Genomic DNA, 12,086 nt, shown 5'->3' with positions numbered 1-12,086 from the left:
TTAAATAGAAATTGCGCTCTCGATTTTCTCATATTATACTCAAGATCATATTCTAGGATTTAATCCTTTAATAAATATAATTACCATTATAAACCAGAATTTCTCTGATAAAGTGTGTTAAAAATGAAAATATTTAAATATTTCCCAGTTATAATTTATCATGGTGGATTGAAGTGAGTTTGGAAATATTTGATAGAGTACTCGCAGGATATACAATGGCAACACATGTGTTATTCACTTACTGGGCAATAGCTCTTCCATTCTTTATAATATCTGCCGAATACTTAGCATACAAGAAAAATGACCCCTACTATTTGGCAATAGCAAAGAGATGGTCAGTAGTTATGGCAGTTCTGTTTGCAGTAGGTTCTGCGGCAGGCGCAGCAATAGCGGTAGAATTCATAACAGTGTGGTATAAATGGATGTATTTAGTTAATCAGATTGACATACTGCCCTTCGATATAGAGGTTCTGGCGTTTTTCTCCGAAGTAATATTCTTAGCGTTATATCTGTACGGCTGGGACAGAATGAGCAGGACTGCTCACATGATAGTTGGAGGATTAATAGGCTTAGGTTCTTCTGCTTCTGCAGTGCTCATAATCTTAGTAAACTCTTGGATGAACACTCCAACAGGATTTAATATACAAGCTTACTTACAAAATGGACAATTAGTTGGCGTAGACCCATTGGCCGCATCGTTACCTACTATTGCACTTGCAGAGGTACCAATGGGATTAGCTGGGGCATGGTTCGTTGGCTTCGGATCTATAGCTGGGTATTTTGCTTTCAGGAAATTAACTAAGAAAGACATGACTACAGACGAGAAGGAGTATTATAACAGAGGATTAAAGTTAGCAACTTATCTAGGGGCTTTAGACGCAATATTCCTAGCTTGGGCTGGAGATAATGCAGGTAAGATGTTATACCTATATCAGCCATTAAAGTTGGCCACTTTAGAAGGCGTAATGCAAACGGCAGCAGGAGCTCCAATGCAAGTAGGACCAATAACGATACCTAACTTGCTTAGTTTATTAGCAACATGGCCTCCTAATCCCCATGCGACAGTCCTAGGATATTCAAGCTTCGTTCAGACTGACTGGGATCCAATATGGTACATTTCCCACACGGCATATGACTTGCACGCTACCCTAGGAATAATAGGAGCCTTAGTTGTATGGATATTAGCTTACTCCTTCTGGAAGCAGCCAAAGAACGCATTATTTAAGGCCTTCGGATTGGATAATCCTGCTGAAAAGAAGATCCCGCTTTACGCAATGTTCTTCTTAGGTTGGTTGCAAGTAGTAGCCTGGGAAGCTGGTTGGGTTGCTGCAGAGACAGGAAGACAGCCTTTCGTAATATGGGGACCAATGGTACAGACTGCATCCGGACTTTACGAGATACAAGCAGTAATGTTAACAGCAGACGCATTTAATAATAGTCCAGAAGTCTTGCCTATAGGAATAGCAATAATGGTAGTCTTAGCCTTAGCAGTTGCAGGTACAATATACATGCTAAAGAAGTTATTTACTGGTAAGGAAGTTTCTGCAGATGTTAGCTCTGCAAGACTTATAATGGCAGCCAATGTAGGAGGGAGTAGCTCATTAAATGTTAAAAGGAAGTGACTCTCGTGGAGGTGACTCGAAATGAATGAATTCGTCCTGTTCTTCTTTATACCTTTAGCGTGGTTTGTAACAGCTTTTATGATTGAGGCAGGATCGGTAGTAATGATTCCAGTGTGCAAGTATGAGAACTATAGGGAGAAAATGCTAATAGTTATAGGCTCACTATGGGCTATTATAGCTACTTCCTTAGTTTACCTAGTAGTGTCTTTAGATACAATATTCGCTCCAGTAATGTTCGTAACTGGTGCAGTGCTCTATGCACCATTAATGATATTAATAATAATGTTAGCTTTCCACCACTTTAGCATAGGAGTTGCAGAAGGCTCATCAACTTTAGGTAAGCACTCTATGGAGAGGACCTTCTTAGTTATTGCACTACCTTTTGCTTTAATAGTAGCATTCCTTGGAAATACGCTATTTACTTCAGTTTTCAGCGGGTACGGTTTCTGTGTACATAACTTGCTGACACTGGACATAACTCCTAACTACACTCAGATGATATTCAATGCCTTCAACTGGATATTCTTCATAGGAGTAGTAATGTACGTAGTTTATTTCACTGTAGTATTTTACGGAATTAAGGAGAGACTGCTAGTGGGAGCTTTAGGATTAACCTTGGCAAACATATTGTTCCTTGTTAGCACTTACGAGTGGTTACCAGTGGTATTCAATAGTGCGGTAAATAACCCTGGCTTTTGGATATACATAGTTATCCTCTACGCTTACTTATACATAGCAACAACTAGGAATGTTCCGTTCAGGCAGGCTTGGATATTCTTATTAACTTTCATAGGTGCTATGATGTTTGGAGCTTTTACTCAAGGTAGAATACTTGAGGATATCGTACCTGCAGGAACTGTAGGACCTCTACCAGGAGTTCCTGCGTCACTTTTGCTAACAAATGCTGCTACTTTAACTGCTGGATCTATAGTCCTAGGAATGGCGGGATTATTAGTCTTAGGAGGAATTACTGCTGTATCTTACAAGGTGTTGTATAAAGTTGCCACAGAAAGAGTCGAAGCTAAAAAGGCGAGGGTTCAGTGATCAACGTCGGTCTTTATTACAGAGTAAAGGAAGGCCATGAGAAGGAATTCGAGGAAATATTTAAGAAAGTAGTTGAAACGTTAAAGTCAGCAAACGTTGGTTTCATCGACGGTAAGCTTTACAAGAACGTTGATAATCCGAGAGAATACTTAATATACAGCGAGTGGAAGGACCTGGATTCCTTTAGAAAATTCATGCTTAGCAAGGAATTTAAGAACACTACAGATTACGGAAAGCAAATAATAGAAGGAAGGCCTTACCACAGAATATTCCAAGAAATAAATGCATAAAAGTCATTTATCTTTTTTCTTTCGTTATATAATAATTTTACTCTTAATATATTGATTAATATAGATTACAATTAAAATAATGATTTTTTAGAAGATTTTATAAATTCTAATGTATAATGTTAAATTATGAATCAAGAAGAAGCTTTAATTTTCTCTTCAATTAGTTTAGTACTCAGTATAATTTTAAGTTACTTATCTTGGAGAAGATATGAGAGAAGCAAAAGCTTAATGTGGTTTTTCTGGTTTTTAGGCTTCGTTTTTTATTTTATTGCGGCCCTAGAGCAGGAAATATTTGCCATAGGATACTGTAACTATACCTTGGCCGCAATTTACATGTTCATTGTTGCAGAGCTTGTTTTAGTTCTATCGCTGGGATCCGTACAACAAGTTCCAGAGAAGTGGAAGAAAATATACTATTACTACTCAGCCTTTGCTACAGCGGTACTAATAATTACCATAGTATATAAACCATTTACCATTGTAGTAAATTATGTGCCTACAAATTTTCCTGCGTTACCTGCAGGCGCTTCATCAATGGTGACAATTCCTGCGTCAGGATTAATATTATTCTTGGCAGCTAGGGCTTTGCTATTCAAAGGTAATAAAGTAAAGATGATCTCTACTATTTTGGCAATAGTTATACTTGGCTTTGGAGGGATGCTTTCTGCCAGCGGATTTGTTCTAGCTCTCTATTTGTCCCAAATAATTGGAATGTCTCTATTCCTTTATGGCATTAGTTAATAAAAATAACATTTTTTACCATCTAATCTGCAAAGAACTTAAATTTCTAAAATGAGATGATAGTATATGAATAAAAGAGATTTAGGATGGTTGATAAGTGGTATAGCCGGAGGAGTCGGTTACATTATAGGTACATTCTATGTGATATTCTTTAGGAGAGATGAATATAGGTGGCTAGGTTTACTTTACTTAATAGGTCCGGTAGGTTCAGTTTTAATGTATTATATGACGAGGAAGGAAAATAAGGAATTGGCTAGAATGTCTATCCTTCTGCTTTTTGGCTTTGCAATATGGGTTATTATTGCAGTATCTCTAAATATAAATCCGTTCTACCAGTATTTCGGATACATACATGGATGGATTGGAGACTAATACATCGTGCAGTATTGAATGTTAGAAATTAAAGTAACCTTTATATATTGAATACGTAAGATTTACTAGATGAGATTCGATATCGAAATTTATTTAATTACTTCTACATTGGTTTCAGCATTTACCTTTATTTACATTACTTCTATATTCTTGTTTTCTTCGCTAAAAAAAGGTAAAATCTCTCTCCCTCTAGAAGTTTCCGAGAACGTTACCGCAGTTATTCCCGTCTACAATGAGGATGTTAAACTGTTCAGAAAGGTTATACAATCCGTGAAGAGGGAGAAAATTCCATTCATAGTTGTAGGGGATGGTGTTACTGAACCTTACAAATCTATAGTTGAAGGTGAAGGTGGAATATTTATAAGTATAAAGAAGGGAGGTAAAAGGAAGGCAATAAAAGAAGGAATTAAACTTGTGAATACTCCATACGTGCTACTCTTGGACAGCGATACTATTTTACCTCAAGGAGGAATTAAAAGACTAATTTCCAGACTTCAAGGTAAAGTTGTTGCAGTCTCTCCAGAAATTAGATTAATTAGAGGAAAGAGTAAGTTAGCTTACTATTCCTCCGAAGTTGTCCACTTTTTGAGGAGAATAAGTTATAAAGCCTTATCAATTTTTGGAAGTGTTTTGACACTTAATGGGCAATGTATATTAGCAAAAACCGAGGTAATTAAACCTTTCATCTTATCTAAGGAGTATGATGGAGTGAAATTATTCCGCTTTTCCACAATTCTTGGAGACGATAGGCAACTAACTAACTACGTGTATAAACTGGGTTTTAAAGCAGAAATAGTTGATGATGTAATAGTAAAAACTAAGGCTCCTGACAGCATCTCAGCTTTCTTTAAGCAATTGATAAGGTGGTATAGGGCTAACAATTTCTTTATGATTAAGGAATTTTTTGACGGTTCAATTTTTAAGAAAGGCATTTTTTACAGTTTTAGCCTAGTATACTGGAATAGTTTGCCTATCCTTATTATTATTTCTAACTTAACTTTCATGGAAATTACGCTTAGACATATACTATCCCATCCGAAATTGCTAGACAAAATATTGGAAGATCCAATACACGCATTCTACTTTATCATAGTAAGGAGAATAGAAAATTTCATGCACTTATTTTATGTTGATCCTTCATTTATATATAGGCATATAGACCCCTTCTATTTTGAAATATTTATGCTACATAACATATTTGCTGAATTGTCCTCCATTGCCAGTAGTATAATGCTCCTAGTAATTTTTGCACACTTTAGGAAAAACATCAAGGGTTTTATCATGGGTTTAGCAGCTTTTCCACTAATGTTCTTTGCTGAACTAATAGCGATGTTTACTATGTGGAAGAAAAAGTGGGAAGGTAGGCAATAAGAATGCATGATCTGTAAGAGGTCATTGGAGTATTTAAAGGCTGCAGAAGATTCGCTGGCCTTTATAACGTAAGCAGTGTTTTATCTCAAATATCTGCAGAAGTTTTTAGGCAACAATTTCTTTTCCCGAGATACGAGTTAATGTAGGTCTAACATTTAACTCTATATTGACCTTTTTGCTTCTTACTCGAGGAAGGAGAAGAGGAGACTGGAACCCCGCCATAACTTTTATGGCGCAAACGAGTCAATTGTACAAGAAGTGCTAGAGTATATTAATAGGAGAAGAAAAATGGTTGATTATTGTCCTAACTTATACAACACTCTTAAAGCATTTGACCTATTCCTTAACTCTTCGTCTTCATTATCTACAATTACCTTGAGTAAATCCTTCATTTTTAATTCCTCAAGAGATTTAATTGTTGCACCTCTTACAATGGGTGAAGGATCCTTAACCAAGTAGTATAGGTATTCCCTACTTTTATCTCCAAATCTCCACAAATTCCTTGCGACTGCTGCCCTAATAGTTTCTTTTTCGTTCTTAAGTCCACGGTCTATCACAAACCTAAAGGATTCGTCGTCACCAAAATAGCTTAAAGCCTCTATCACTGCAGAAGGTACTATATCAGCGTAACTTTCGTCTTCAAAATGACTTATAATTTTCTCCTTAACATCTGTAAATCCTATCTTACCTAGGCTAATAATTGCCTCTGCCCTTACTTGATAACTCTCAGCTTTATCCATTACCTCTAAGAGAAAATTCTTTGCTCTTTGATTAAATTTGAATTCTCCTAATGCCTTTGCAATACCTAACATTACCTTAGGATTTTCGTGACTCAGCATTAATGCGTTTAATGCGTCATCGTTCTTTATTTTACCTAAGGAGATTGCGGACTCGTAAGATACTCCCCAAAAGTCGTTTTCTAGCCTTTCTTTTAACGCTTGTATTGCTTTAAAATCCGAAAACCTTGAGAGTGAATTAACTGCCCTAATTCTACATATTAATTCCTCATCCTTGCTTTCTTTTATTAAAGCCTCTTCTCCCTGCTTATCCTCAACCTCTGCTAAAGAGGTAAAATTGGGATCTACGCAAACGTATTCTCCTGATAATATACTTTCTCCAGGCTTGACTTTCCTTATCTCGCTACCTATCTTTACGTCTACTTCTACCTCATTCTTTATCCTAACTCCTCCGTCAATTGAAGTTACTTCTACTGAGGGATTAAAGGCAGAGTATACAAATTGGTCGAAGAGGAAAGTCAAATCTTTCCCAGAAACTTCTTCCATTACTTTCTTAAAATCCTCTGTATCAACTGAACGGTATTTAAATCTCTCTAGGTATTCTTTAATCCCCTTCCTAAATGTCTCATCTCCTAGAAAATTCCTTAATTTATGAAGGAATAATGCCCCCTTATTGTAAGTATGCCTATCGAAAAGTTCGTCTCCCCACTTGTAATAACGACAGACAATTGGCCTGGTGTATTTTTCCTTCTCTTCCTCATAACCTTTCCACTTATTATAGAGGTTATAAAGAAATTCTTCCCTTCCTTTCTCGTGCTCTACGTAAAGTGCCTCAAAATAACTTGCAAAACCCTCGTTAAGCCAAATATTGGGCCAATCCTTTGTTGTTATTAAGTCTCCGAACCATTGGTGAGCTAACTCGTGAGCAATGAGATTTTCTGAGGAATAATTTTTCTCCGCAATTTTATCGTGAATTACTCTCCAAGTAAGGTGAGTTGAGGTAATGTACTCCATTCCACCGTTCATTGAAAAAAGTACTACTTGTGCGTATCTGCAGTAAGGATATTTTACTCCAGTATATGAAGAAAAGAATTCAATTGCTTTCTTTACTGAGGATAAATTCCAGAAGAATTCTTCATATCCCTTGGGTAAGTAATTTTCTAACTTTATCCCTTCCCATTCGTCCTCTTCTTTCGAAAAAACTCCTACAGCTATACTATTAAGGTAAGGAGAGTGGGGTTTGTCCATTAGCCAGTGAAAAGTGATAAAGTCTCCATCCACCTGTTTGTCTATTAATCTACCGTTGGATAAGGCGATGTATGGTTTTCTTACTTTGATATAAAATTCAGTAGTAGTTTTCACTTGGGGATCATCTAGGATAGGAATCCAATTTCTAGCTTGGTCAACTTCCCCAGTAGTTGCTACTTCTATATAGTCCTTCAATTTCTTAAAAACGAGCCCCAAGACTGGTTTTGTTTCATACTCTATTTCAGCCTCTTTTCCTTCCCCTTGTATGCTTATTTTTTCACCATCGTAAGAATAACTTACTTCTTTTCCATCTAGTTTAACCTTATTAATCTGAAAATGTCTAGCATGTAAAAATAAATCTTTTCCAAGAAATTTTACTACAGCTTTGCCTTTTATTCTGCTTTCTTCTGGATAGATTTCTAGATAGTAGGTATAATGTAAAATTTTGAAATCATAATTCTCTGGATAATGAATTTCATGTTCTTTTAGGACATAATTTTTACCTATCCTATCTAGCATAATGGATATAATAAGCAATAATTTAAAAAGTTAAGTTCTAGCAGATTTAACAATGTTTAATTTATAATGTATTAGTTTTTATTACTTTATAATGAATAGCTCATTTCAGAATAAATTAATGCATAGAAGAGAGCCTAATTATAAGTAAAATACTTAATTTAAGATAGTTTTTATATTTAAAATCCATATATGCGATTATTTAAATGCATACAAGTAAAATTCATTCAAGGAACGGCAAAGTATTAATTTATTTGAGCATAAATTCTATTATGAAAAGTATTAACTTAAGCCTAGTTGTGGACGAGAATTTTAATCCGTTACCAACTTATAAGCAATTGGCAATATCAATTGCAAAAGTTGCTGGTAAAAATAATAAAATTTCTTTAGCTTCCCTAGTTGGATGGCCTTTGCTAGCAGTAAAGTCTGAGGCTGGCGGATATTATATTTTTGATGAGACCGGTAAATTCTCTACATCAATTAATTCCCTTATATTGCAGGATTATAATAAAATAATTTCAATGATAGAAAAAACTTCTGATGAATCGCAGGTGTTAGAACTAATGAATTCCATTAGATGGGATGAAGTTAGAGGCTCTTCAACTATTCATTTTGACTTTGTAATGGATCAGGAATTTAAAAATCTATTAAAGTTGGGAAGCTCGCAATTACCTCTACAAATTCTAGACAGGAAATTGAAAGATATAGACGTTCAGTTTCTAATCTCGGATATACAAGGGGCAGTGAATAAAATAATTTCAGAAATAGATTTAATAGAAAAGATTAAAGAGAAAATTTCAGAAATAATAGCAATAATAAAAGGAAAGAGAGTTGAAAAACGGAGACAAATAGAGAGCGAATATGATGCAAAAATAATGGCAAAGAATGAGGAATTAAAGAAAGTAGTTAATAGCGAGAAGACTAAGGTTGAAGAAGAAATTAAGCAGTACTCTTCTCAACTTTACTCTAAGCTTCCAGATATTGAAGTTTTAATAGCAAAAGCTGAACTAGATAAGGAAGCGGGTTTCATAGATAGTACCTCATCTGTAAATAGTATAAAGGAAAAATATCTTAATGAGATTTCTGAGAAACTTAACGAAATAAAGGAGAAACACAAGATCGAAATTAGAAGATTAAGAAGTGAGTTAAATGAATTAAATTCTATGAAACAAAAGGATCTAAACAAAATAAATGAGGAAATTAAAAAATTGGATGAATTGCAACAATCTATAATATCCAAATTGAATAATGTTGAAAATTCAGAAAAGGTAATCTTGGATAAATTACAAAAGTTACCTAAGTTTATATCAATATTAGTAGAGGATAGAGCTGAAATAGTAGTTCCTCTCTTGATAGCTCAAATTGACTCTAGAAAAGTTATACTACCTCCACAGATATATAAAGGAGGTAAAAAGGGATTCTTTGGAGGAATATTCAGGAAAGATCCGTCAGAAATTTCAGAGGACGTTGAAGGTGGAGAAATATTTGTAAACAGTTTCGACTTAACTGTACAAGACAACCTAAGGAATTATAAGGATTTAATAGAAAAAGGGCTTCAAGAGTTATACGAAGAAGGTTGGAGCGTAAGGAGAAGTTTAGACGAGTATTATATTAGGTAATACTTAGAACTAGTGGTTTAAAACAATCATAATAAGAGTTAATTCATGTTAAGTGAAGAACTAGTTATTTCTACCATTAAGGAGCTTTACGATGGTAGACCGGTTGCATTTTCTAAAATTAAGAGGAAATTAAAAGCTGATGGAGAAGAATTGTCTTTAGTACTTGAAAAATTGGAAAAAGAGGGAAAAATCAGGAAGATAGAAAGCGGTGGTGGAAAATCATTTGAATTAATCTCACAGAATGACGATGATAACAAATTTGACTTATTATTAAAGGAAATTTCAGAGATTAAAGACGAAATTAAGAAACTGCAGGAGGCTGTATTAGAAAAGAAGAAACTAAGCGAAAATTACTTTGACGAGATTTACAACGAAGTCAAGGACAACTTAGGCTATGCGCATTTGAAAGATATAAGGATAGAGATGGGGTTAACTAAAGAGGAATTTTACTCCAAGTTAAAGAGGCACATTGAGGAAAATTATGAGCTAATTGCCGGAGGAGAAGAAGGAATCGTCAAAAGAGGATCTATTTACGGTATAATAATAAGAAGGAAGAGGTGATGAAAAATGATATGCAATATTCCTAAAGTGACTGTAACAACTTGGAATTCAAACAATGTAATCCTAGTAGGGCCTACTTATAAACAATACTTGGAGAAAGCGCTTAATTCCATAAAGAATAACGATATTGCTTCAATTATAGGCCAGCCGGGAATGGGTAAGACAACAATATTAAAGAAAGTACAAGAGATTGTAAAGGACTCTCTTTACATGGACCTAGCAAGTAAAAATGAGATAGAGGAGGAATTTTGGAGTAAAATAGACAAGAACGAAATTAGGCAAAAAGTCTTACCTAGGCTTGATAAGAAAAAATACGGCTATACATTTTGGAAGCGATTACTTGGAATAAAATTTGAGGATTGGTTAATGAAAGCCTGCGGTAAGTATAATGACCCTCTCCTTAGGTTATACTGTTTTGATTATCAAAAGGACTTTGACGGAATGATAAAAGCAATAAACGACTTAAAGGAAGTTGAGCATCTCTCCTTACTCATAGATGAAGTTAGGGAAAACCACATTCCGAAAATTCATAGGCTAATAAACTCGGGTTTAGGAGTCCCAATATTAATGGCAGTACCCACTGAAGTTTACAGTAAAATTACGGATTTAGCTATAAGGAGGAGGCTAGACGAAAGTAGAATATCCCTAGACAATGCCTTAACTTCAGAAGACATTAAGGAAATAGTTGATGCATATTGCCACGAAATATCTGAAGACCTCTTTCCAATAGTTTTATCTTTATGGAACGGGAGAGAACTTAACACTGTAAGCTCTATACTTCAGTTTATGAAGTCCGAAGTAGAAAAATTTGAAAAAGAATGCTCTAACTCTCAAGATGTCATAAACTGTGTAAAGGAGAAGTTAAAGGAATCTCACAGCCTTAAAAACCCTGAAGAGGAGTCAAAACAATTAGAGAAAATGATAAGGGATTTGTTATCATCATTATCTAAGGAATTCCAAATAACCTACGTTCATCCCAGAGGAAAAAGGGCTGAAATTAAAGGTAAGTATGTTACCTTAGGAATATTCTTTATTAAGGAAGGCAACGCTTACGTAGGTTTAGTGAAATTATTAAATGATGATAGGACTGATGATGAAGAAGTGAAATTACTTTCAATGCTGGAAAAAGTTGAGCACGAAAAGAAGGAATATCCGGTTGAAAAGAGGTTCATAATAACTAATTCCCAAAAGCTCAACGTAGACAACACTGTAACAAAGATAGAGTTAACTACAATGGAGGCAATTAGAATATTACAAGGAGATTCTGAAATTCTAGAGGAAAAATTAAAAGAAATACTGAATTCATTTAACACTAAAGCTTCGTCAGCAAGTGTAGTTGTAAGTACTTAATCCTCCTCCGAAAAACTTTTTGATTTTCGTAAGTAACCCTTTGCAATTTCTATCAATTTTTTACAATACTCCATTCTTATCTTAAATGTCTCTTTATCTTGGGGTCTGGGATGAAATTCTGCGTGAAGTTTTTCCGCATTTAAAAAATACTTTACGATCTCCGTATTATTTTCCTTAAAGGATAAATATTCTGCTAAGTTATAGTAATCTTGATAGGAGGAAATCTCCATACCTTCGATTTCAGCTATTGCCTTAAATAGATAAGATAAAGCTTTCCAACAAGTTTCTCCGTCTTTGGCCTTTTCTTCATATTCCTTACTTAATTTAATATAAACTCTTATTCTATCTTCTCTATCTAAAGATGTTAAGAACGCCTCGACTAAAGTATCCGAAACGTCTTTTCCTAAGCTTTCTGTTATAAAGCTATAAATTACATCAGGGATTTCTATTTGCATAATATAATCTTTTCAGCTAAAGTTAATAAGAAGATAAAGAAAGCGTCCATTTCCAAGTTTTTAATACCTTTATCTCCTCATCGTTAAAATTTCTTTGGTCAAAAATTCATACTGCAGGTCAAATCGTGATAAGGTTGACTTTCAAATTCGGTATAAAATC

11 protein-coding genes are annotated in these 12,086 nt (G+C 34.7%); 9 read left to right on the top strand and 2 right to left on the bottom strand.

Annotated features, from left to right (window positions below):
- The first annotated feature begins 173 nt into the window (after positions 1–173).
- The 6 genes from D1867_RS10580 to D1867_RS10555 all read left to right on the top strand — a co-directional run bounded on the left by D1867_RS10580 (position 174) and on the right by D1867_RS10555 (position 5,440).
- Positions 174–1,622, top strand: a complete 1,449-nt coding sequence (locus D1867_RS10580; protein ID WP_338078042.1) for a cytochrome ubiquinol oxidase subunit I — start codon at positions 174–176, stop codon at positions 1,620–1,622.
- Positions 1,623–1,643: 21 nt separating this feature from the next.
- Positions 1,644–2,666 carry a hypothetical protein gene (locus tag D1867_RS10575; RefSeq protein ID WP_155864100.1) on the top strand — a complete coding sequence of 341 codons (1,023 nt, stop codon included), beginning with the start codon at positions 1,644–1,646 and terminating at the stop codon, positions 2,664–2,666.
- Positions 2,663–2,956, top strand: coding sequence for an antibiotic biosynthesis monooxygenase family protein (locus D1867_RS10570; protein ID WP_338078041.1), 294 nt, complete (start codon positions 2,663–2,665; stop codon positions 2,954–2,956). The genes D1867_RS10575 and D1867_RS10570 overlap by 4 nt, the downstream gene beginning before the upstream one ends.
- A 126-nt stretch (positions 2,957–3,082) precedes the next feature.
- Positions 3,083–3,697: a hypothetical protein gene (locus D1867_RS10565; protein ID WP_155864099.1), complete on the top strand. Its 615-nt coding sequence runs from the start codon at positions 3,083–3,085 to the stop codon at positions 3,695–3,697.
- Positions 3,698–3,763: 66 nt separating this feature from the next.
- The gene (locus D1867_RS10560; protein WP_155864098.1) at positions 3,764–4,069 is read left to right on the top strand and encodes a hypothetical protein; all 306 of its coding nucleotides are present in this window, start codon (positions 3,764–3,766) and stop codon (positions 4,067–4,069) included.
- Between the two features lie 69 nt (positions 4,070–4,138).
- Complete coding sequence (locus D1867_RS10555) at positions 4,139–5,440, top strand: glycosyltransferase (RefSeq protein WP_155864097.1); 1,302 nt, start codon at positions 4,139–4,141, stop codon at positions 5,438–5,440.
- Positions 5,441–5,736: 296 nt separating this feature from the next.
- On the opposite strand, the gene D1867_RS10550 is transcribed toward D1867_RS10555, so the two are convergent.
- Positions 5,737–7,944, bottom strand: coding sequence for a M1 family metallopeptidase (locus D1867_RS10550; protein ID WP_155864096.1), 2,208 nt, complete (start codon positions 7,942–7,944; stop codon positions 5,737–5,739).
- Positions 7,945–8,213: 269 nt separating this feature from the next.
- Between D1867_RS10550 and D1867_RS10545 the strand changes: the two genes are divergently transcribed.
- From D1867_RS10545 to D1867_RS10535, 3 genes are read left to right on the top strand one after another with little or no spacing between them, the layout of a single operon-like run.
- On the top strand, positions 8,214–9,560 hold the full coding sequence (locus D1867_RS10545) for a coiled-coil domain-containing protein (RefSeq protein ID WP_155864095.1): 1,347 nt from the start codon (positions 8,214–8,216) through the stop codon (positions 9,558–9,560).
- 45 nt (positions 9,561–9,605) lie between these two features.
- Positions 9,606–10,121, top strand: a complete 516-nt coding sequence (locus tag D1867_RS10540; protein WP_155864094.1) for a hypothetical protein — start codon at positions 9,606–9,608, stop codon at positions 10,119–10,121.
- Between the two features lie 6 nt (positions 10,122–10,127).
- Entirely contained in the window at positions 10,128–11,471 is a 1,344-nt protein-coding gene (locus tag D1867_RS10535) for an ATP-binding protein (protein ID WP_155864093.1), read from the top strand.
- Here D1867_RS10535 and D1867_RS10530 read toward each other — a convergent pair.
- Entirely contained in the window at positions 11,468–11,926 is a 459-nt protein-coding gene (locus D1867_RS10530) for a PaREP1 family protein (RefSeq protein ID WP_155864092.1), read from the bottom strand. The genes D1867_RS10535 and D1867_RS10530 overlap by 4 nt on opposite strands.
- Positions 11,927–12,086 lie beyond the last annotated feature (160 nt).

The organism is Acidianus infernus (assembly GCF_009729545.1).
Taxonomy (GTDB): domain Archaea; phylum Thermoproteota; class Thermoprotei_A; order Sulfolobales; family Sulfolobaceae; genus Acidianus; species Acidianus infernus.
The sequence above is the reverse complement of the archived record's forward strand: the minus strand, read 5'-3'. Positions and strand labels throughout refer to the sequence as shown.

What these genes read in the sequence shown, in the direction of transcription:
- D1867_RS10575 (WP_155864100.1), top strand. Translation starts at nt 1,644, where the DNA reads ATGAATGAATTCGTCCTGTTCTTCTTTATACCTTTAGCGTGGTTTGTA.
- D1867_RS10565 (WP_155864099.1), top strand. Translation starts at nt 3,083, where the DNA reads ATGAATCAAGAAGAAGCTTTAATTTTCTCTTCAATTAGTTTAGTACTC.
- D1867_RS10560 (WP_155864098.1), top strand. Translation starts at nt 3,764, where the DNA reads ATGAATAAAAGAGATTTAGGATGGTTGATAAGTGGTATAGCCGGAGGA.
- D1867_RS10555 (WP_155864097.1), top strand. Translation starts at nt 4,139, where the DNA reads ATGAGATTCGATATCGAAATTTATTTAATTACTTCTACATTGGTTTCA.
- D1867_RS10550 (WP_155864096.1), bottom strand. Translation starts at nt 7,944, where the DNA reads ATGCTAGATAGGATAGGTAAAAATTATGTCCTAAAAGAACATGAAATT.
- D1867_RS10545 (WP_155864095.1), top strand. Translation starts at nt 8,214, where the DNA reads ATGAAAAGTATTAACTTAAGCCTAGTTGTGGACGAGAATTTTAATCCG.
- D1867_RS10540 (WP_155864094.1), top strand. Translation starts at nt 9,606, where the DNA reads ATGTTAAGTGAAGAACTAGTTATTTCTACCATTAAGGAGCTTTACGAT.
- D1867_RS10535 (WP_155864093.1), top strand. Translation starts at nt 10,128, where the DNA reads ATGATATGCAATATTCCTAAAGTGACTGTAACAACTTGGAATTCAAAC.
- D1867_RS10530 (WP_155864092.1), bottom strand. Translation starts at nt 11,926, where the DNA reads ATGCAAATAGAAATCCCTGATGTAATTTATAGCTTTATAACAGAAAGC.